Genomic DNA, 21,041 nt, shown 5'->3' with positions numbered 1-21,041 from the left:
GGGCTGGGACAACGAATTCTAAAGAATTCAGTCCCAGTCCTTTTAATTGTTCAATACACTCGATTAGAGTTATCCTAATTATTAATAGATTAAAAATTATCAAGAACGTTAGGAGAATATATTATGGTAAATGACACACAAATTTTAAACAATGGTTATCCGATGCCGAGACTTGGCTTAGGTGTCTATAAGGTTACAGATGAAGAAATGGAAACAGCGATTCAAGCTGCATTAGATGATGGTTATCGTGCATTTGATACAGCATATTTTTATAACAATGAAAAAGCACTCGGTAAAGCACTAAAAAATAGTGGAGTGCCTCGTGAAGACTTGTTTATTACAACTAAACTATGGAACGACCATCAAGGTTATGATAGTACACTTGAATATTTTAATCGCTCATTAAATAATTTAGGTTTAGAATATATCGATTTATATTTAATTCACTGGCCTTGCGAAAAAAATGAACTTTATATTGAAACATATAAGGCATTAGAAAAATTATATGAAGAAGGTAAAATAAAAGCAATTGGAGTATGTAACTTCAAAGTGCATCACTTAGAAAAATTAATGCGTGAAACTAATATTGTACCTCAAGTTAATCAAATTGAAGTACATCCTTACTTTAATCAACAAGAAGTCCAAGATTTCTGTGATAAGCATGATATAGTAGTTACTGCATGGATGCCATTAATGAGAAACAGAGGATTGTTAGACGATCCTACTATAACAAAACTAGCAAAAGCGTATGATAAAACACCAGCGCAAATCGTATTACGTTGGCACGTGGCACATAATCGTGTTGTCATTCCAAAATCTAAAACACCATCACGTATAAGAGAAAATCATGATATATTTGATTTCAACCTAGAACTAACAGAAATAGCTGAAATAGATAGTTTAAATCGCAATGCGCGTCAAGGTAAAGATCCTGATGAAGTGAGTATAGGTGATTTAAAATAAATTGGTTTCTATTAAATGGAATCAGACATTGAAAATTATAGAATGATTGTATATTTTTTATTTAATTTTTATTAATTATTTGTTAATTACATAGTTTTTAGTAGAATAGTTATTTATTTTATTGATAAAATAGTACTAAGAATGATGAAAAGGATGTAATTTAATGAAAATCAGAGTCATTGTGCCTTGTTTTAACGAAGGTGAAGTCGTAACAAAAACTTACGACAAATTGACTGAAATTTTGATGAAAGATAGCTTGGACAAAGGGTATGATTATGACCTTTTATTTGTCGACGATGGTAGTAAAGATAACACAATCGACCATGTTCAACATTTAGCAAGCTTAGATCTGCATGTTAAATATATTTCTTTCAGCCGAAATTTTGGTAAAGAATCAGCAATGATAGCTGGTTTTCAACATAGTGTGAAATGTGACGCTGTGGTGATGGTAGATGGAGATTTACAGCATCCACCAGAATTCATTCCACAAATGATAGAAGGATTCCAAGAAGGGTATGACCAAGTTATTGCTAAGCGAGATCGAACAGGAGAGAACATAGCCCGTAAGTCAATGACTAAGTTATATTATAAATTGATAAATAGCTTTGTCGAAGACATTGAATTCATAGATGGTGTCGGTGACTTTAGATTATTGAGTCAGCGTGCAGTTAAAGCAATGGCTTCTCTTAAAGAATATAATCGCTTTTCAAAAGGTTTATTTGAATGGATTGGTTATAATACTAAAATCTTTACATATCAAAATGTAGAACGAGAAGCGGGTCATTCTAAATGGACATTCACTAAATTATTAAATTATGGTATTGATGGGCTAATTTCATTTAATAATAAACCTTTACGTGCGATGATTTATCTAGGAATGACGATATTCAGTTTAAGTATCGTTTATATCTTGTATCTGCTGATAGGTATAATGGTCAATGGCATTAATAATCCTGGTTATTTTACAACGATAGCTGCGGTATTACTTATTGGCGGAATTCAATTGATTTCTATTGGTGTAGTAGGTGAATATATTGGACGAATTTACTATGAAGTTAAGCAACGACCTAAATATATTGTGCAAGCATCAAATTTAAAAGAACCAACGCACGATCTCAAAGTAGTAGAGCAAGAGAAAGAAAAAGTACATTAATAAAAATCAAAATAAACGCTTGAAGTTTTAAATGATGAAACTTCAAGCGTTTAATTATTTTCTATATGATGTTTTAAATTAGTATTTTTAAGTTGCCATGCTAGATAGATACCTAAAAGAATATAAATGATTAAGAAGATATACCAGAATGGTGTCAAAATAGTTAATAATACAATCGAAATTATAATAAGCATATAGCCTATAGTAATTGGAAATTTAAGCTTTTTTATAAATTTAAAAATTCCAAGTTCTCCTCTAGAGAAAGTACCTAAAAATATCGCACTAGCACCTATTAAGAATATTGTTGGCGCTAAGTATGGAACAGACATGTAAATGGATTGATCACTTGATTCATAGGTAATAAATAATGAGCAACTTATTATGATAGAAAATATCAAGGCAATCGATTTATACTCATAAATAATAAGTGTATAGTGTTGATGATTCAAGTAATATTGAAGTCCCAACCAACATATAAAAAAAGCGATTGAGCATAATGTTATAAAATTAAATTTGTCGATGACGATAGCATTAATTAAAGCGTTAATCGTTATTGCTATTAATACGGAGCTAAATTTAAGTTGCTTGAATTGGTGCTTATATAAGTCAAAGCCGAGTACACCAAGCACTACGGCGATATTAATCAATACATATATAATCATGCTGTACTCCTATCTCACATAGTTCATTAGAACATTATACCAATTAAAACAAACTTAATCATTTCAAAACACTTAAAAAATATTTTTCATTTATAAAGTAATTATTAAACACCTTTTTTGTTACTCCACAGTAACGTATGCAACTGTGGTAAAACATAAACTTGGTTCATATCATTACTAGCCATCACTCTATCAACCAATGCTTCATAACGACTCAAAAGTTTCTCTGTATGGTTGTCAACATCATCATCTAGGTAGGGGTTACCTACTTGTAAGTAAAAAGGAATGTTTGGGTATCGGTGATGTATCATTTTGGCGAATTCGTAATCATCATCATCAAAAATAACTACCTTTAAATTAAGCGTTGATTCAATGCATTGTTCGATTACACTATCTAATATGTCAATGTTAGTTTTCATATTGGAGCTTGGTGGTTTAGGACTTATAGTTAAATCGTTAATTTGTCTCATCCATGGTTGGAATTTACTTCCTTGAGTTTCTAAAGCAGTGTATATCTGTTTTTCTTCAAATAAATCCACTAAATCTTGTATACCTTTAATTAGTGCTGGGTTACCTCCAGATATCGTAACGTGATCAAAACGGTCACCGCCGATTTTTTTCAGTTGATTATATATTTCTTCAGCTGTCATTAACTGAATGTCTTCTTTAGCACTTCCATCCCAAGTGAAAGCAGAGTCACACCAACTACAACGATAATCACAGCCTGCAGTTCTAACAAACATCGTTTTGCGACCTATAACACGTCCTTCACCTTGAATCGTAGGTCCAAAAATTTCTAGTACTGGAATTTTAGCAGCCATTATTTATACTCCTTTGGGCGATATACGACATAACTAGTCGGCGTTTCACGTAGATAAACTTGAACACATTGAGGTTGATTATCACAGTTTTGTAGATGAGTTTGGACCATTTTATATATTGTTTGAGCTACAACTTCAGTTGAAGGACTCTTATCTTTAAGTTGAGGTAAATCATTTAATAAGTAGTGATCGAATTGGTCGTGGATTAGTTTTTTTAAATCACTAAAATTGATTAAGAAACCATTATGATCGAGTTTATCCCCTGCAATTGTTAAATTAACAAAGTAAGTATGTCCATGTGTTCTCATACATTTACCGGCATCTTCACTTGGAATGTAATGCGCAGCTGAAAAATTAAAATCTTTATTAAGTTCAAAACTATAGGGGTGGGTAACTGACGGATAAAGTTGTTGAATCATTTTAATTCGCTCCTTTTATTTCTAAATAATGTTGTAGACCACGTTGTCTTAATTGACATGCTGGACATTCTCCACAACCATCACCAATAACACCGTTATAGCATGTAAGTGTATTGTGTCGAATATAATCTAGAACACCTAATTCGTCACTAAGTTCCCATGTCTGTGCTTTGTCTAACCACATTAAAGGGGTATGAATAACAAAGTCTTTATCCATAGATAAACTAAGCGTTACATTCATTGATTTAATAAAGCTATCACGACAGTCTGGATAACCTGAAAAGTCCGTTTCACAAACCCCGGTAATAATATGTTTGGCATTGCGTTGATAAGCTAATGCACCAGCAAATGATAAGAATAATAAATTACGTGCTGGTACAAACGTGTTTGGAATACCGTCTTCACCAGTTTCAATGTCCATATCATGTTGTGTTAAGGCGTTTGGAGTTAATTGTGATAATAGTGACATATCTAAAATATGATGTTTTAAATTTTGCTCTTTTGCGATGCGTGTAGCAACTTCAATTTCTGCATCATGTCGTTGACCGTAATTAAATGTTACCAATTCAACATCTTTAAAATGTTTTTTAGCGTAAAATAAACACGTTGTGCTATCTTGCCCTCCGCTAAATACTACAATGGCTTTGTCCTTGTTTAAATTTTGATTTGTCATGAATATTCTCCTTTTTTGAAAAGATTAGATCATACTTTATGCCGTCTCTAACCTAGCCATGAGAACATAAAAAAGTCTATCTCTATAAAAAAGATAGACTTAGAAACATTTCAATTAGTTATATAAAAGTAATGTTACCTTCAAACTAAATATTTCGATTATTGTCTAGTTTTTTATAGAGGGTTTCAGCTAGGAACCTCTTTTGAGTTTTTAGTACGCTAGTTAGCGTAATATATTCACTTCTTAAAATCAAGCTATATTTTAAAGCAATATAAATAGTAAACCCTTACATTTCCAAATAATTATTAATTATAATAAGGTTATAGATGAAGTTATTTAACATAGAGTTGGAGCGACATAAATGATTATAGTTATAGATAATAAAGATTCATTTACATATAATTTAATAGATTATTTTAAGACAGAAACTGATAAAGAGATAGTTGTATACGAGGTAGATGACGTTTCCGTTGATTTATTAAGGTCATCTAACGTAGAGGCAATTGTCATCTCGCCAGGTCCAGGTAAACCTAGTGACTATCCAATTTTAACTGAAATTATGAATCAATTTGAGGGTGGAATTCCTATATTAGGTGTCTGTTTAGGTTTCCAATTTATTTATGAATATTATGGAGGTACAATTATTCATGGATTAAAGCCGGTTCACGGTCATACCACAACATTAACTCATAGAGGAACTGGACTATTTAAAGGACTACCTCAATCGTTTGAAGTAATGAGATATCATTCACTCATTGCAGATAAAAATCATATTCCTACCGTTTTAAATATGACAGCTTATAACGAAGAGGGGATTATAATGGCTTTTGAACATAATAAATATCCTATTTATGGCGTTCAGTATCATCCTGAATCTATTTTAAGTGAATATGGTCATGAACAGATACGACTATTTTTAGAAAAGGTGGAGATAGACTATGAAAATCGCATTTAATTATCGATACTATACGACACCTGACCATTTTGAAACAGTAGCATTGAATTTTGACACGTATGCCTCTAAAAAGGTGGCTTACACTTTGAATGACATCGGTGCAGTGGTTCGCTTTGCTCAAGATGAACAATCAAACGGACGTTACGTAGCACTTTATCTTACATATGAAGCGGCAAAATTTTTTAATCAAGAAATGGCTACGCATGAATTGGATAATAATCAAGTCATAGCTCTTGCATATAGTTTCAATCCTAATATGGCTAAACATCTGTCTAACAATCTTTCACAAAGCTACATACCTAAACATAAGTTTCGCTTTTTGGAGAGTGATGCAGAAATGCAAGATAAGATTAAACAAGTTCAAGACGCAATCACTGATGGAGAAACGTATCAAGTGAACTATACAACACGTTTAGTTAGTGATATCCATTACCCAATCTCTGATTTATATTATTATTTAACTCAGACAAATAATGGTGGTTATACTGCATTATTAGATTTAGAAGAGATTAAAGTTGCCTCAATTTCTCCTGAATTATTCTTTCAAAAAGGGGCATTTAATAACCAAGAAAATGTAGTCGTAAGTAAACCGATGAAAGGGACAATGCCACGTAGTATTAATAAAGATGAAGATTTGATGAATTATGACATATTGAAGAACTCTCTTAAAGATCGTGCTGAAAATGTAATGATTGTTGATTTATTGCGTAATGATATTTCTAGAATTTCTAAGCCAGGAACTATACACGTTAATAAGCCATTCTTTATAGAAAGTTATAAGACTGTTTATCAAATGACGAGTATGGTCTCGGGTCGATTAGAAGCCGAAACGAGTTTGACTGATATTTTAAAAGCGCTGTTTCCATGTGGTTCCATTACGGGCGCACCGAAACTTAATACGATGTCATACATTAAAGCGCTTGAGTCTAATCCTAGATATATTTATTGTGGCACAATTGGATTATTATCTCCGGATGATAAAATGATATTTAATATTCCAATTAGAACGCTTGAGTATCGAAATGAGAAAGTTCATTACGGTGTAGGTGCAGGTATTACAATTGATTCTATACCTGAAAAAGAAGTACAAGAGTTTCGAGATAAAACAAAGATATTGGAGGTGTTATAAATGAACTTGTTTGAAACGATGCGTCTGGAAAATGGTGAAATTCCAAGACTTCAATATCATATTAATCGAATACAACAATCATGTGGACGTTTGGGTTATGCCTTTTCAAAGGAGAACTGGTTACATCTTGTAAAAGAGGTTATAAAAAATCATCAACAGGGCACGTTCCGGCTTAAAATAGAAATAGATAAAACTGGCGATATGAATTATGTAATTAAACCTTTATCTCAAAAGTCGCTGTTTACGGCTAAATTTCAGCAAGTTCAAACGCATTATAACGAACGATATATCATTAACAAAACTACAGAACGCCAGCATTTAGCACACAATCATGAGACAGATTTAATATTATTATATGATGAAAAAGGTAAAATTCTGGAATTTGATATTGGTAATATCATGATAGAGGAAGATGGTACATACTATACGCCGAGTTATGACAACGACTTTTTATTGGGGTGCATGCGTCAATCTCTTATAGATGAAGGAAAACTTTCAATCAAAAATTATACTAAAACAGAACTCAGCGAGAAATTAAATAATCAGCAGGTACGTATCTATTTACTAAATAGTTTACGAGAGGTTGCCGATGTGTCTATTTATCTATAAAATAATATTGGAAGTATATGCGTATTTATTGATAAAAACGAACTAACGGAGTGAATTATGGCAATATTATGGATTGTAATTATTGTGATTTTAAATGTGATAAGTAAATATTTAGCAGATCGATATTTAAATAATAATGCACTCATTAAGGCACGTATTGTGGCAACCGTTACCGTTTTAATTCAATGTGTATTCATTTATTTTTTAATTAATTCAATCATTCCTTATGTGGTTGATTTTCTAAATATATTTTATCATCACTAAATATAATTATTTTGAGGTGGAGTTATGAAGATTTATAGTCAGGGAGATCAAGCAATTGTAATTGCGGTTGAAAAAGAAGTATCTAAAAATGTAACAACTGAGTTAATCGCAGTACGTAATCATTTATTAAAGAAAGATTTACCATTTATAACTGAAATTGTTCCTACTGAATCAGATATGATGATTTGCTATGATGCTCGAGATATGATTAAACATCATAATATTACTTCACCTTTTCAATATATGAAGGCATTAGTAACATCTATACAAGAAGAAATAAAACAATTAGAAATGAACAAAGATGAGAGCACGACCTATGAAATTCCTATTATTTATGGTGATGAATTTGGTCCCGATTTACAGGACTTGCTAGAGTATTACAAATTAACAAAAGATGAATTTATTCAATTACATTCTGATAATGCTTACTTTGTCTCTATGATGGGCTATGCTCCTGGCTTTCCATATTTAACTGGAATGAATGAAGCATTGTATGTTAATCATACAAGTAATAAGAAGAAACTTGTTACTGCAGGTTCAGTTATTATTGAAGGAAAAAAATGTGGGATTGTTACAACTGATACATATAATGATTGGTTAGTGATAGGGTACACGCCTATGACGTTATTTACCCCTGAACAAGAAGATTTTACACTGCTAAAATTAGGAGATAATGTCACTTTCAAACCAGAAAAACGCAAAGATATTGAATTAGGAGAATTTAAACCATGTCAATCATAATAGAAAAAGCCGGATTGTTTAGTAGCTTTCAAGATTTCGGGCGTCATGGATATGAATATGCAGGTGTTATTCCGTGTGGAGCTTTAGACACGCTAGGTCATGAAATAGCAAATCGTCTTGTCGCTAATGACAAGAATGAAGCAACACTTGAAATGACACATATTATGGCGAAAATTCGATTCACCGAACCTACTTTAATTGCATTAACAGGTCAAAATTTTGAAGCTTATACACAAAACCTGCGAGTAAAACCTTATAAACTATACCTTTTAGGTAAAGATGATGTGTTATCTTTTAAAGAAACAAATAAAACGTCACGTGTATATCTTGCTATAGGTGGAGGATTTAAATTAGACAATTGGCTAGGTTCGAATTCTACAGATTTAAATGTTCACATTGGTGGCTATCACGGGCGTAAACTTGAAAGTGGCGATGAAGTTGAAATGAAAAGAGAATATACTGAACGTCATCATAAGTTGTTTGAAAATCTAAAAGAAAAGCGTACTACTGATTGGGGGATTGATGGTTATGCATTGTCGTTCAACTATATCTCTGACGTGTTTCATGTTATCGCTAATAAAGGTACTGAAGACTTTGATAAGGAAACGCAATCCCATTTTATTAAAGGCGAATATAAAGTAACTAATAAATCAAATCGTGTTGGTATGTTATTAGATGGTGAGAAGATAAAAGCATATTACGATGATATGCCTGCACATCAATCCGTTAAAAGAGGAACGATTCAAGTTAAAAGAGATGGTACACCGATTATCTTATTAAACGATCATTATACAATAGGAAGTTACCCCCAAATTGGAACGATTGCGAGTTATCATTTGACTAAACTTGCACAGAAACCACAAGGGTCACGTTTGAAATTCCAATTTATTGATATTGAAACCGCTGAAAAAAATGTTGTAAAATTTAGCAATTGGATGAATCAACTGTTTCACGGCATTGAATTCAGAATGCAATTAGAAATGATGAAATAACTGTTAATAATTAATTAAATGTACGACTTATTTAGACGGTTTTTTTAATAGATTGAGTAGGTCTATAGTCTGATTAAAAATATCATATAAGAAACTATAATAAATAAATCAGTGCGTCATCATTATACTTATATATATATTTGTGACAAACTATTGAGATGTCGATATATAAAGATGTTTTTTCTTGATAAATGAGTAAAAATACTATATATTTATATATTGAACTACGGGCAATATTACAATAATATTACAAAGTTCATAATTTGTTAATATTTTATTAATAATTAAATAGAATAGCATCCAACATTGTATACATAAGGCATTACTAACGGATAGTTCGTCAATGGGACAAATATGTAAGAGTGAATTATCGTTTGTATTTAATGTATGTGTATGACATATTCTTAATAAATTAAAATAGCGAAATTTAAAAATTAGTAAGTAATTGCATAACGGTCATATTTGAGTAAGTGTTTAAGTCTTCGGTTAAGTCTTTAACATTTCTTCAAAGTTGAATAACTATAAATGGAGGAAACATACATGAGTTTACACAAAAAGAAAATAAGTCTTTTTGCGTTTTTCTTACTGACTGTTTTTACAGTGACATTGAAGACGTATTTTTCATATTATGTTGATTTTTCTTTGGGTGTTAAAGGACTAGTTCAAAACTTAATACTATTGATGAATCCATATAGTTTAATCGCGCTTATTTTAAGTGTGTTCTTATTTTTTAAAGGAAAAAAAGCATATTGGTTCATCTTTATTGGAGGATTTTTACTATCATTCTTGCTATATGCAAATGTAGTTTATTTTAGATTCTTCTCAGACTTTTTAACATTTAGTACACTTAATCAAGCGGGGAATGTTGAGTCTATGGGTGGTGCTGTTGGGGCATCATTTAAATGGTATGACTTTGTTTACTTTATAGATACTATTATTTATCTATTTATCCTTATTTTCAAAGGAAGTTGGTTAGATAAGCGTGTCTTCAGTAAAAAGTTTGTACCGGGTGTAATGGCTGCTTCAGTAGCATTATTCTTCTTGAACTTAGCTTTTGCTGAAACAGATCGTCCTGAGTTATTAACACGTACGTTTGACCATAAATATTTAGTGAAGTATTTAGGTCCATATAACTTTACAGTTTATGATGGCGTTAAAACGATCCAGAATAACCAACAAAAAGCATTGGCTTCTGAAGATGACCTAACTAAAGTATTGAATTACACGAAACAAAAAAATACAACACCAAATTCAGAGTATTTTGGTGCTGCTATGAAGAAAAATATTATTAAAATACATCTAGAAAGTTTCCAAACCTTTTTAATCAATAAAAAGGTTAATGGTAAAGAAGTAACACCGTTCTTAAATAAATTATCGACAGGTAACGAAGATTTTAGATATTATCCAAACTTCTTCCATCAAACTGGTCAAGGTAAAACATCAGACGCTGAGTTCACAATGGATAACAGCCTTTATGGTTTACCACAAGGTTCTGCATATTCATTAAAAGGTGATAATACTTACCAATCATTACCTGCTATATTAGATCAAAAGCAAGGTTATACTTCTGATGTTATGCACGGTGACTACAAAACATTCTGGAACCGTGACCAAGTTTATAAACATTTTGGTATTGATAAGTTCTACGATGCAACATATTATGATATGTCTGACGATAATATTGTTAACTTAGGTTTAAAAGATAAACCGTTCTTTAAAGAGTCAGCAGAATATCAATCTAAAATGAAAGGACCATTCTATTCACACTTAATTACATTAACAAACCACTACCCATTCACATTGAGTGAGGAAGATGCAGATATTGATAAACCTAATACAGGTGATTCAACTGTTGATGGTTACATTCAAACAGCGCATTATTTAGACCAAGCACTTGAAGAGTACGTAACAGATCTTAAGAAGAAAGGTTTATACGACGATTCAGTTATTATGATTTATGGTGACCATTATGGTATTTCAGAGAACCATAATAATGCGATGGAAAAATTATTAGGTGAAAAGATTACGCCAGCGAAATTTATGGACTTAAACCGTACAGGTTTCTGGCTAAAAATTCCTGGTAAAGAAGGTACAGTAGATAAGACATATGCTGGTCAAATGGATGTTATGCCTACTATATTACATTTAGTAGGAATTGACTCTAAAAACTTCTTAATGTTTGGTACTGACATGTTATCTAAAGATCATAATGATGTAATTCCATTCCGTAATGGTGATTTCATTACGAAAGATTACAAATATGTAAACGGTAAAGCATATTCTAATAAAACTAATGAATTATTAGAAACGGAACCTAAAGATTTAGATAAGAATAAGAAACAGGTTGAGAAAGATTTAGAAATGAGTGACAATGTCTTAAATGGTGACTTGCTCAGATTCTATAAAAATCCTGATTTCAAAAAAATTGACCCGTCTAAATATGAATACAAAACTGGTCCTAAAGGGAACCAAAAATAATCAAGTAGAGTCTATAATATAAAATTTCTAGACTAATGAAAAAAGACAATTTCTATTGAAATAAATAGAAATTGTCTTTTTTAATATGATTTTGATTATGTGCAACATGTTGAGTTGCAATATATAGTTGATGCTATAGATACATGTCTTAAATGATGCTGTCATTTAAATAATTGCTGATTAATAGTTAATTTAAATATCTGTGATAATTGCAAATTTTATCCAAGCGCTACATCTAAAATCATCATAATTGTAAAGCCTAACATTAGACTTAGTGTTGCTAAATCCGTGTTGTTACCAGATTGTGAGTCAGGTATAAGTTCTTCAACAACAACGAATATCATAGCTCCAGCTGCAAAAGCTAATGCATAAGGTAAAACAGGTGTAATAACTAAAATCAATGCAGCGCCAATAGTAGCAAAGATAGGTTCTACAATCGCAGAAGCTTGTCCGTAATTAAACGCTTTCCAACGAGACGCGCCTGCCGCTCTAATAGGCATAGATAATGCTGCACCTTCCGGAATGTTTTGTATTCCTATACCAATTGCTAACCCTAAAGCACCTAGGAATGTAGCTTGACTATTTCCAGTTGCTATACCACCAAAAGCAACACCAATCGATAGTCCTTCTGGAATATTATGTAACGTAATAGCTAGTACTAATAATGTATTCTTACTTAAAGAAGTCTTAACACCCTCGCGGTACTGACTCTTATCGCCAATTCTTTGATGTAAATGAGGAATAACTGAATCGAGGACACGTATAAAGATACCACCAAATAAAAAGCCAATTGCAGCAGGTAACCAAGCAGGTAAACTACCATCTTTACCATAGTCAATAGAGGGTTGTAATAAAGACCAAAAGCTGGCAGCTATCATAATGCCCGCAGCAAATCCTTGCATAGATGTTAGTATTCGTTCATTTACGGATTTAAATATAAATACAGAAGCAGCACCTAATGCTGTGAGTAGCCAAGTAATAATACCTGCTAAAAGCGCCTGTAAATAAGGCGGTAAATTTTCGAAAAAGTCAATCATAACTCTTGTCTCCTTGTATCATTTAAGCCTAAAAAGGTGTATAATATATAGAACTGATTTAAGCTTATCAAAAATATTTAAAAAATTCGATATTTCGATTTGGAAAAGGAAGTAGATGCATGGAAGCGTATAAAATAGAGCACTTAAATAAATCATATGCGGATAAAATCATTTTCGATGATTTAAACCTATCTATTTCTGAACATGAAAGAATAGGATTGGTTGGAATAAATGGTACTGGTAAAAGTACTCTACTTAAAGTTATCGGGAATATAGATGATGATTATACAGCTGATATTACGCATCCTAATCAATATCGTATACGATATTCTTCTCAAAAGCAGGATCTAGATGGAGATATGACTGTTTTTCAAGCTGTACTTAGCTCAGACACAACGACTCTTCAAATTATAAAAGCTTACGAAGAAGCAGTTAATGCATATACACAACAACAAGATGACGCGCATTTTCAAAAGATGATGGAAGCACAAGAGGCTATGGACCGAAATAGTGCATGGGATTATAATGCTGAAATTAAAACCATATTATCTAAACTAGGTATTAATGATACGACTAAAAAGGTGAACGAACTGTCAGGTGGTCAACAAAAACGTGTTGTGCTAGCTAAAACGCTTATTGAACAACCTGATTTATTATTATTAGACGAACCTACAAACCACCTAGACTTTGAATCCATAACATGGCTAATTAATTATGTGAAGCAGTACCCTCATACTGTATTGTTCGTAACCCATGATCGTTACTTTTTAAATGAAATTGCGAGTAGAATCATTGAATTAGATCGAGGTAAATTAAAATCTTATCCAGGTAATTATGAAGATTACATAGCAATGCGAGCAGAAAATGAAATTATTGAACAAAAACAACAAGAAAAACAAAAGGCTTTATATAAACAAGAATTAGCTTGGATGAGAGCTGGCGCCAAGGCAAGAACGACAAAGCAACAAGCAAGAATCAATCGTTTTAATGATTTGGAATCAGAAGTACAAGCTCAACACGTTCAAGATAAAGGGCAACTGAATCTAGCGTATTCAAGATTAGGCAAACAAGTGTATGAGTTGGAACAACTTTCAAAACAAATTAACGGCAGAACATTATTTGAAGACATTACTGAAATTATTCAAAGTGGGCAACGTATTGGTATAGTTGGGCCAAATGGAGCTGGAAAGACCACGTTATTAAATATTTTAAGCGGAGAAGAGAACGATTATACAGGCACACTTAAAATTGGCCAAACTGTAAAAGTAGCATACTTTAAACAAACAGAAGAAACGTTAGATAGAGATATACGTATGATTGATTATCTACGAGAAGAGAGTGAAGTGGCTAAAGAGAAGGATGGAACTTCAATTTCTGTAACTCAATTACTAGAACGTTTCTTGTTCCCAAGCTCAACACATGGTAAGAAGATATACAAATTATCAGGCGGAGAGCAAAAACGCTTATATTTATTAAGATTACTCGTGCATCAACCTAATGTACTGTTACTGGATGAACCGACAAATGACTTAGATACAGAAACATTAACTATTTTAGAAGATTATATTAGTAGTTTCGGTGGTTCAGTTATAACTGTTAGTCACGATCGCTATTTTTTAAATAAAGTCGCTCAAGAGTACTGGTATATTCATGACGGAAAGATGGAACGTATTGTAGGTGCCTTTGAAGATTATGAGTCTTATAAGAAAGAGCAGGATAAATTAGTTGCACTAGAGAAACAAGCACAACAACCAAAACAAAAAACAACGGTGCGAAAAAAATCAGGGTTGTCTTATAAGGAAAAACGAGAATACGAAACTTTAATGGATCGTATAGAACAAACTGAAACACGCTTAGAAGAAATAGATGAAGAGATGATTGAGGCCAGTGCTGATTATGCCATAATCAAAGAATTAAATGAAGAGAAAGAACAATTAGAACTAACATATGAAACAGACATCACGAGATGGAGTGAATTAGAAGAACTAAAAGAGCAATAAGGGGAATGTAAAGTATGGAAGCAACATTATCGCATTATTTTGGGTATGACAAGTTCAGACCTGGTCAAAAAGAAATCATAACTAAAATAATGGATCATCATAATGTTTTAGGTGTATTACCTACAGGTGGTGGTAAATCAATTTGCTACCAAGTTCCTGGATTAATGTTAGGTGGAACGACAATTGTAATTAGTCCACTAATATCTTTAATGAAAGACCAAGTTGATCAACTTAAAGCAATGGGGATTAAAGCAGCATTCTTAAATAGTAGTTTAACTAAGAAGCAACAAAAAGAAATCGAAGATGATTTAATGAAAGGTCATATTCAGTTTTTATATGTTGCGCCAGAACGTTTCGATAATCAATATTTTTTAAGTTTATTAAGTCGAATTGATATTCATCTTATCGCATTTGATGAGGCACATTGTATTTCTAAGTGGGGGCATGACTTTAGACCTAGTTATCAAAGTGTAATTAAGAAAGTATTCACGTTACCTCAAAACTTTACAATCGTTGCACTAACAGCAACAGCTACTGCAGAAGTACAGCAAGATATTATGGAAAAGTTAAACATCGATAGACGAGATGAAGTAAAAACAAGTACGAAACGTCGGAATCTTATTTTTAAAGTGAATCCTACCTATCAACGTCAGAAATTTGTTGTAGATTATGTGCAGAAACATAAAGAACAAGCAGGAATTATCTATTGCTCTACACGTAAACAAGTTGAGGAATTACAAGAAGTATTAGATGTTATCAATGTTTCTTCGGCAATTTATCATGCGGGTTTAACAAATAAAGAACGTGAGACTGCTCAAAACGAATTTGTATATGATAAAGTGAAGGTTGTTATAGCGACAAATGCTTTTGGTATGGGGATAGATAAATCAAATGTTAGATACGTTATACACTATAATATGCCAGGTGATTTAGAATCATATTATCAAGAGGCAGGCCGTGCAGGTCGTGATGGACTAGAAAGTGAATGCATTCTTTTATTTAGTGAACGTGATAAAGGATTGCATGAATATTTTATTACAGTTTCACAGGCTGATGAAGATTATAAAGATAAAATGGGTGAGAAACTCACTAAAATGATTCAATACACGAAAACGAAAAAATGCCTTGAAGCGACTGTGGTACATTACTTTGAACCTAACGAAAAATTAGAAGAGTGCGGGCAATGTAGTAGCTGCATTCAACAAAATAAAACATATGATATGACGCAAGAAGCTAAAATGATCATTAGTTGTATCGCACGCATGCGTCAAAAAGAAAGCTATAGCGTAATCATTCAAGTATTGCGTGGAGAAACAAGTGATTATATTAAATATAATGATTATGATAAGTTGACGACACATGGTTTGATGAAAGATTATACCACTTCGGAATTAAGTCATTTAATTGATGAATTGCGTTTCAAAGGGTTTTTAAACGAAAATGATGAAATCTTAATATGTGATGAAAGTGTTAAAAAGTTACTTAACAATAAAGAGAAAGTATTTACGACACCATTTAAACAAAAATCCAAAGAAAAAGTCTATATCAATACAGTTGAAGGCGTAGATCGAGCATTATACAGTGAATTAGTTGAAGTTCGACGTAAGTTAAGTGAGAAATTGGATATTGCACCGGTTAGTATTTTTTCTGATTACACGTTAGAAGAGTTTGCTAAACGCAAGCCAGAATCCAAACAAGAAATGATATCAATAGATGGTGTTGGTAGCTATAAATTGAAACATTATTGTCCAAAATTCTTAGAAATTATACATTCATATAAAGCGAGTATATAAAGTGAAAGGTAAGGTTGTTACTATTTCTGTAGCGAACCTTACCTTTATTCTATTATCACATTATTAATTTTAAATGTAATTTCTATATTTAGATTAATTTAATATGAATTCCTCATTAAACATGTTTAAATAGGGAATAAGAATGCAGACTATTTGAATAAGTAGAGCAAATGAAGGTGACTAAATGATTGAATTTAAAAATGTAACAAAACGCTATGGGGATAATGTGGCAGTTGATGATGTAAGTTTTAAAATAAATGAGGGTGAGTTTTTTGTAATCATAGGTCCATCAGGGTGTGGTAAAACAACTACTTTGAAAATGATTAATAGACTTATTCCGTTAAGTGAAGGTTATATTTATTTTAAAGATAAACCAATAAGCGATTATCCTGTTTATGAAATGAGATGGGATATTGGATATGTGTTGCAACAAATCGCACTTTTCCCTCATATGACCATTAAAGAGAATATTGCACAGGTTCCACAGATGAAAAAATGGAAAGATAAAGATATAGATCAACGTGTTGACGAATTACTTGAAATGGTTGGTTTAGAACCTGAAAAATATCGAGATCGTAAACCAGATGAATTATCAGGTGGTCAAAGACAGAGGGTTGGTGTAGTAAGAGCATTAGCTGTAGATCCACCAGTTATATTGATGGATGAACCTTTTAGTGCACTGGATCCAATCAGTCGCGAAAAACTACAAGATGATTTAATAGAATTACAAACTAAAATCAAAAAACAATTGTATTTGTAACGCATGATATTCAAGAAGCTATGAAGTTAGGTGATCGAATTTGTTTACTTAACAATGGACATGTTGAGCAAATAGATACACCACAAGCATTCCGTAATCAGCCTAAAGGTAAATTTGTAGAAGAGTTTATGGGAAGCCATTTAGAACAAGATAAAGAAAGCTTACAGTTGAAAGATCTTAATATTACTTCGCCACTTACAGAAAAAGAAACACACCATGATTATCCGGAAATCAATAGTGATGTGCAATTACGTTCAGTTTATTCTACATTAGCCCAACATGAAGCGGTTATTGTTAATGATATATCAACCTCCACGCAATCACTCTTAAAACGTGAAGATATCTTTAAGTATTTATCTGAGATAGACAATGACAAGGGGGTTAAAGCATGAGCGAATTATTTAGCACACTCAATGATCGTAAAGGCGAAGTACTTACGACCATCTTGGAACATATCCAAATTTCATTTATTGCACTGCTAATCGCAATTTTAATCGCCGTGCCATTAGGGATTGCTTTAACAAAGACGAAGCGGTTATCTGAAGTCGTTATGAACATAGCTGCTATATTACAAACCATTCCGTCATTGGCATTATTAGGGTTAATGATTCCAATATTTGGTATTGGTCGCGTGCCAGCTATTATTGCATTAGTTGTGTATGCACTGTTGCCAATTTTGAGAAATACATATACTGGCATTAAAGAAGTTGATCCGTCTCTTATTGAAGCAGCAAAAGGTATTGGTATGAAACCGATGCGTCGTTTGACTAAAGTAGAATTGCCAATAGCTATGCCAGTGATGATGGCCGGTATTCGTACTGCTATGGTTCTAATTATCGGTACAGCAACTTTAGCCGCATTAATTGGTGCTGGTGGACTAGGGGATTTAATTTTACTAGGTATTGACCGTAACAATACGTCTCTAATCCTTATCGGAGCGATTCCTGCTGCACTACTCGCAATTATGTTTGATTTAATACTACGTTATATGGAGAAATTATCTTATAAGAAACTACTAATCACTGTAGGTGCAATGATTCTTATTATACTATTAGTCGTTGTTGTACCTCTTTTCGGTAAAAAAGGTGACACAATTACGCTTGCAGGTAAATTAGGTTCAGAACCTTCAATTATTACGAATATGTACAAAATTTTAATTGAGGATGAAACGGATGATACAGTTGATGTTAAAGATGGTATGGGTAAAACATCATTCCTATTTAATGCATTAAAATCAGACGACATCGATGGATATTTAGAATTTACAGGGACAGTTTTAGGTGAATTAACTAAAGAAGATTTAAAATCCAAAAAAGAAGATGCAGTATATCAACAAGTTAAACAAAGTCTAGAGAAGAAATATGACATGACGATGTTAAAACCTATGAAATATAATAATACGTATGCTTTAGCGGTGAAGAAAGACTTTGCTAAAGAAAATAATATTAAAACAATCGGTGATTTAAAAAAGGTTGAAGATAAAATTAAACCAGGGTTCACTATGGAATTTAATGATCGACCTGATGGTTATAAAGCTGTGTCGAAAGCTTATGGTCTCAACTTATCTAATGTTAAAAAAATGGAGCCTAAATTACGTTATACTGCAGTAGAAAAAGATAACATTAATTTAATTGACGCTTATTCAACAGATGCAGAATTAAAACAATATGATATGGTAGTTTTAAAAGATGATAAACACGTATTCCCACCATATCAAGGTGCACCAATGTTTAAAGAAAAATTCTTAAAACAACATCCAGAAATTAAAAAACCGCTCAACAAATTAGAGGGTAAAATTTCAGATGAAGAGATGCAAGAAATGAATTACAAAGTTACCGTGAAAAATGAAGATCCATATAATGTTGCGAAACATTATCTTAAAAAAGAAGGTTTAGTAAAATAAATAGTCACGTGAAAATGTTGGAACAAGACAACGAATTAATCATGAGTTCGTTGTTTTGTTCTTTTTTTACAGAGCAAAATTTGTAAATACAATTGTAATCTGAATTATTTTTAATTACACTATTCTATAAATACACAAAAAGCGTGTATGTTTTTAGGAGGGAGAATGTGAATACTAGAAATTATTCGAGACAAGAAATTGTTAAGAGTGTGCCTCAAAAGGGATTCTTTGGACATCCCAAAGGTTTAAGTACACTATTCTTTACTGAATTTTGGGAGCGATTCAGTTACTATGGTATGAAAGCGATTCTAGCTTATTATCTCTACTATTCAGTTAGTAAAGGTGGCTTCGGCTTACCGCAGGGTATAGCGTTACAAATCGTATCATTATATGGTGCACTCATCTATATGTCTGGTACCATCGGGGGTTGGATAGCAGACAGAATCATTGGTACAAGACATGCATTATTTTATGGCGGCATATTAATTATGTTTGGTCACATCATGTTAACGATACCAGGTAGTTTAACAGTAGTAATGATAGCACTATTACTTCTTATTATTGGTACAGGTTTATTGAAACCTAATATTTCAACTACAGTTGGTGAATTATATGACCATAATGATAGACGTTTAGATGCTGCTTTTACTATTTTCTATATGGGTATCAATTTAGGTAGTTTTCTATCACCATTTGCGACAGGTTACTTACAAACAAGACTAGGGTTCCACTTTGGTTTTGCGGTAGCAGCTATAGGGATGTTCATCGGATTAGTCACTTATTTTATTACAAATAAAAAGAATCTAGGATTGGCTGGTTTAAGCGTTCCTAACCCACTTCGAAAAGAAGAAATCAAAAAATTATCAATTATTACTGGTACTGTCGTAATAATTTTCGCAATTATCCTACTTATCTTGCAATTTATTGGAAAATTGAGTTTATCTAGTTTCAGTGTCATTGTAACGATTATAGGTATCGTGTTACCAATTTGTATTTTTGTTTATATGTTATCAAGTAATAAGACGCACAAAGAAGAGCGTTCTAGAATTTATAGTTACATACCGTTGTTTATTACGTCTGTTGCATTTTGGATGATTCAAGAACAAGGTTCGACCGTTTTGGCTAACTTTGCTGACCAGAAGACAGAACTTAGCTTAGCTAAATTGACTAATGGTGTGTTAGATTTCAACATACCAGCAGCTTGGTTCCAGTCTGTCAATCCAGTATTTATTATTATGTTAGCACCTGTCTTTGCTAGTTTATGGACTAAATTAGGCAGACATAATCCAAATACAGTATATAAATTTGCATTGGGTGCCATCTTTGCAGGTTTATCATATTTAGTTATGATTATACCTTTGAATAGTGATGCGCATTTGATTCACCCTATATGGTTAGTGTTAAGTTTCTTCTTAATCACGTTAGGTGAATTATGTATCTCACCAGTAGGGTTATCTGTAACATCTAAACTAGCACCTGCAAAGTTCTCTGCACAAATGATGGCATTGTGGATGCTCAGTAACGCCACTGCACAAAGTCTCAATAGCCAAATCGTTGTATTATTTAAGATTATTAGTGAGAAAGAGTTCTTCTTATACTCAGGATTGTTTACACTGCTTATTGGTGTTATCTTAGTAGCTATTTCTCCAATGGTTAAGAGAGCGATGAATGGTGTACATTAAGTTAATA

18 protein-coding genes, 1 pseudogene and 1 riboswitch are annotated in these 21,041 nt (G+C 32.4%); of the genes and pseudogenes, 14 read left to right on the top strand and 5 right to left on the bottom strand.

Going from position 1 to position 21,041, the window contains the following annotated elements; all coding sequences use genetic code 11:
* Positions 1 to 123 precede the first annotated feature (123 nt).
* Together HMPREF3134_RS07270 and HMPREF3134_RS07265 are read left to right on the top strand one after the other, a co-directional pair.
* Positions 124 to 963: an aldo/keto reductase gene (locus HMPREF3134_RS07270; protein ID WP_070441856.1), complete on the top strand. Its 840-nt coding sequence runs from the start codon at positions 124 to 126 to the stop codon at positions 961 to 963.
* Between the two features lie 163 nt (positions 964 to 1,126).
* Positions 1,127 to 2,116 (top strand): glycosyltransferase family 2 protein, encoded by a 990-nt coding sequence (locus HMPREF3134_RS07265; RefSeq protein WP_070441853.1) that lies wholly within the window; start codon positions 1,127 to 1,129, stop codon positions 2,114 to 2,116.
* Positions 2,117 to 2,166: 50 nt separating this feature from the next.
* On the opposite strand, the gene HMPREF3134_RS07260 is transcribed toward HMPREF3134_RS07265, so the two are convergent.
* From HMPREF3134_RS07260 to queC, 4 genes are all read right to left on the bottom strand, one after another.
* Positions 2,167 to 2,778 (bottom strand): DUF2273 domain-containing protein, encoded by a 612-nt coding sequence (locus HMPREF3134_RS07260; protein ID WP_070441850.1) that lies wholly within the window; start codon positions 2,776 to 2,778, stop codon positions 2,167 to 2,169.
* A 104-nt stretch (positions 2,779 to 2,882) separates the two neighbouring features.
* Entirely contained in the window at positions 2,883 to 3,599 is a 717-nt protein-coding gene (gene queE / locus HMPREF3134_RS07255) for a 7-carboxy-7-deazaguanine synthase QueE (RefSeq protein WP_070441847.1), read from the bottom strand.
* Positions 3,599 to 4,018: a 6-carboxytetrahydropterin synthase QueD gene (queD, locus tag HMPREF3134_RS07250; protein WP_037548465.1), complete on the bottom strand. Its 420-nt coding sequence runs from the start codon at positions 4,016 to 4,018 to the stop codon at positions 3,599 to 3,601. The genes queE and queD overlap by 1 nt, the downstream gene beginning before the upstream one ends.
* Before the next feature lies 1 nt (position 4,019).
* A complete protein-coding gene (gene queC / locus HMPREF3134_RS07245; RefSeq protein WP_070441844.1) occupies positions 4,020 to 4,691 on the bottom strand; it encodes a 7-cyano-7-deazaguanine synthase QueC in 672 nt (223 codons plus the stop codon).
* Positions 4,692 to 4,850: 159 nt separating this feature from the next.
* A riboswitch (PreQ1 riboswitch) is annotated at positions 4,851 to 4,897 on the bottom strand.
* Positions 4,898 to 5,052: 155 nt separating this feature from the next.
* Between queC and HMPREF3134_RS07240 the strand changes: the two genes are divergently transcribed.
* The 7 genes from HMPREF3134_RS07240 to ltaS all read left to right on the top strand — a co-directional run bounded on the left by HMPREF3134_RS07240 (position 5,053) and on the right by ltaS (position 11,859).
* Complete coding sequence (locus HMPREF3134_RS07240; protein ID WP_070441841.1) at positions 5,053 to 5,646, top strand: anthranilate synthase component II; 594 nt, start codon at positions 5,053 to 5,055, stop codon at positions 5,644 to 5,646.
* Positions 5,630 to 6,775 (top strand): chorismate-binding protein, encoded by a 1,146-nt coding sequence (locus HMPREF3134_RS07235; protein ID WP_070441838.1) that lies wholly within the window; start codon positions 5,630 to 5,632, stop codon positions 6,773 to 6,775. Before HMPREF3134_RS07240 ends, HMPREF3134_RS07235 begins: the two co-directional genes overlap by 17 nt.
* Positions 6,776 to 7,384, top strand: coding sequence for an aminotransferase class IV (locus tag HMPREF3134_RS07230; protein ID WP_070441835.1), 609 nt, complete (start codon positions 6,776 to 6,778; stop codon positions 7,382 to 7,384). It begins immediately after the preceding gene.
* 57 nt (positions 7,385 to 7,441) lie between these two features.
* Positions 7,442 to 7,648, top strand: a complete 207-nt coding sequence (locus HMPREF3134_RS07225) for a hypothetical protein (RefSeq protein WP_070441832.1) — start codon at positions 7,442 to 7,444, stop codon at positions 7,646 to 7,648.
* Positions 7,649 to 7,672: 24 nt separating this feature from the next.
* Complete coding sequence (locus HMPREF3134_RS07220) at positions 7,673 to 8,389, top strand: 5-oxoprolinase subunit B family protein (RefSeq protein WP_070441830.1); 717 nt, start codon at positions 7,673 to 7,675, stop codon at positions 8,387 to 8,389.
* Positions 8,377 to 9,381: a 5-oxoprolinase subunit C family protein gene (locus HMPREF3134_RS07215; RefSeq protein ID WP_070441827.1), complete on the top strand. Its 1,005-nt coding sequence runs from the start codon at positions 8,377 to 8,379 to the stop codon at positions 9,379 to 9,381. Before HMPREF3134_RS07220 ends, HMPREF3134_RS07215 begins: the two co-directional genes overlap by 13 nt.
* A gap of 540 nt (positions 9,382 to 9,921) precedes the next feature.
* Entirely contained in the window at positions 9,922 to 11,859 is a 1,938-nt protein-coding gene (ltaS, locus tag HMPREF3134_RS07210; protein ID WP_070441825.1) for a polyglycerol-phosphate lipoteichoic acid synthase LtaS, read from the top strand.
* Between the two features lie 218 nt (positions 11,860 to 12,077).
* Here the strand turns inward: ltaS and HMPREF3134_RS07205 are convergent, their stop codons facing one another.
* The gene (locus HMPREF3134_RS07205) at positions 12,078 to 12,896 is read right to left on the bottom strand and encodes a ZIP family metal transporter (protein ID WP_070441822.1); all 819 of its coding nucleotides are present in this window, start codon (positions 12,894 to 12,896) and stop codon (positions 12,078 to 12,080) included.
* A 119-nt stretch (positions 12,897 to 13,015) separates the two neighbouring features.
* On the opposite strand from HMPREF3134_RS07205, the gene HMPREF3134_RS07200 reads away from it, so the two are divergent.
* From HMPREF3134_RS07200 to HMPREF3134_RS07180, 5 genes and pseudogenes are all read left to right on the top strand, one after another.
* Positions 13,016 to 14,896, top strand: a complete 1,881-nt coding sequence (locus HMPREF3134_RS07200; protein WP_070441819.1) for an ABC-F family ATP-binding cassette domain-containing protein — start codon at positions 13,016 to 13,018, stop codon at positions 14,894 to 14,896.
* A 14-nt stretch (positions 14,897 to 14,910) separates the two neighbouring features.
* Positions 14,911 to 16,689: a DNA helicase RecQ gene (gene recQ / locus HMPREF3134_RS07195; protein WP_070441816.1), complete on the top strand. Its 1,779-nt coding sequence runs from the start codon at positions 14,911 to 14,913 to the stop codon at positions 16,687 to 16,689.
* 184 nt (positions 16,690 to 16,873) lie between these two features.
* Positions 16,874 to 17,841, top strand: a pseudogene (locus tag HMPREF3134_RS07190) (ABC transporter ATP-binding protein).
* On the top strand, positions 17,838 to 19,352 hold the full coding sequence (locus tag HMPREF3134_RS07185; protein WP_070441814.1) for an ABC transporter permease/substrate-binding protein: 1,515 nt from the start codon (positions 17,838 to 17,840) through the stop codon (positions 19,350 to 19,352). Before HMPREF3134_RS07190 ends, HMPREF3134_RS07185 begins: the two are co-directional and overlap by 4 nt.
* Before the next feature lie 167 nt (positions 19,353 to 19,519).
* A complete protein-coding gene (locus HMPREF3134_RS07180) occupies positions 19,520 to 21,034 on the top strand; it encodes a peptide MFS transporter (RefSeq protein WP_070441811.1) in 1,515 nt (504 codons plus the stop codon).
* Positions 21,035 to 21,041: the final 7 nt, after the last annotated feature.

This window comes from Staphylococcus sp. HMSC14D10 (genome assembly GCF_001808125.1).
GTDB classification, from domain to species: Bacteria; Bacillota; Bacilli; order Staphylococcales; family Staphylococcaceae; genus Staphylococcus; species Staphylococcus haemolyticus.
This window is presented reverse-complemented; position numbering and strand designations above follow the sequence as displayed.

Excerpts from the sequence above, each read along its gene's own strand:
- HMPREF3134_RS07270 (WP_070441856.1), top strand. The coding sequence starts at position 124 with ATGGTAAATGACACACAAATTTTAAACAATGGTTATCCGATGCCGAGA.
- HMPREF3134_RS07265 (WP_070441853.1), top strand. The coding sequence starts at position 1,127 with ATGAAAATCAGAGTCATTGTGCCTTGTTTTAACGAAGGTGAAGTCGTA.
- HMPREF3134_RS07260 (WP_070441850.1), bottom strand. The coding sequence starts at position 2,778 with ATGATTATATATGTATTGATTAATATCGCCGTAGTGCTTGGTGTACTC.
- queE (WP_070441847.1), bottom strand. The coding sequence starts at position 3,599 with ATGGCTGCTAAAATTCCAGTACTAGAAATTTTTGGACCTACGATTCAA.
- queD (WP_037548465.1), bottom strand. The coding sequence starts at position 4,018 with ATGATTCAACAACTTTATCCGTCAGTTACCCACCCCTATAGTTTTGAA.
- queC (WP_070441844.1), bottom strand. The coding sequence starts at position 4,691 with ATGACAAATCAAAATTTAAACAAGGACAAAGCCATTGTAGTATTTAGC.
- HMPREF3134_RS07240 (WP_070441841.1), top strand. The coding sequence starts at position 5,053 with ATGATTATAGTTATAGATAATAAAGATTCATTTACATATAATTTAATA.
- HMPREF3134_RS07235 (WP_070441838.1), top strand. The coding sequence starts at position 5,630 with ATGAAAATCGCATTTAATTATCGATACTATACGACACCTGACCATTTT.
- HMPREF3134_RS07230 (WP_070441835.1), top strand. The coding sequence starts at position 6,776 with ATGAACTTGTTTGAAACGATGCGTCTGGAAAATGGTGAAATTCCAAGA.
- HMPREF3134_RS07225 (WP_070441832.1), top strand. The coding sequence starts at position 7,442 with ATGGCAATATTATGGATTGTAATTATTGTGATTTTAAATGTGATAAGT.
- HMPREF3134_RS07220 (WP_070441830.1), top strand. The coding sequence starts at position 7,673 with ATGAAGATTTATAGTCAGGGAGATCAAGCAATTGTAATTGCGGTTGAA.
- HMPREF3134_RS07215 (WP_070441827.1), top strand. The coding sequence starts at position 8,377 with ATGTCAATCATAATAGAAAAAGCCGGATTGTTTAGTAGCTTTCAAGAT.
- ltaS (WP_070441825.1), top strand. The coding sequence starts at position 9,922 with ATGAGTTTACACAAAAAGAAAATAAGTCTTTTTGCGTTTTTCTTACTG.
- HMPREF3134_RS07205 (WP_070441822.1), bottom strand. The coding sequence starts at position 12,896 with ATGATTGACTTTTTCGAAAATTTACCGCCTTATTTACAGGCGCTTTTA.
- HMPREF3134_RS07200 (WP_070441819.1), top strand. The coding sequence starts at position 13,016 with ATGGAAGCGTATAAAATAGAGCACTTAAATAAATCATATGCGGATAAA.
- recQ (WP_070441816.1), top strand. The coding sequence starts at position 14,911 with ATGGAAGCAACATTATCGCATTATTTTGGGTATGACAAGTTCAGACCT.
- HMPREF3134_RS07185 (WP_070441814.1), top strand. The coding sequence starts at position 17,838 with ATGAGCGAATTATTTAGCACACTCAATGATCGTAAAGGCGAAGTACTT.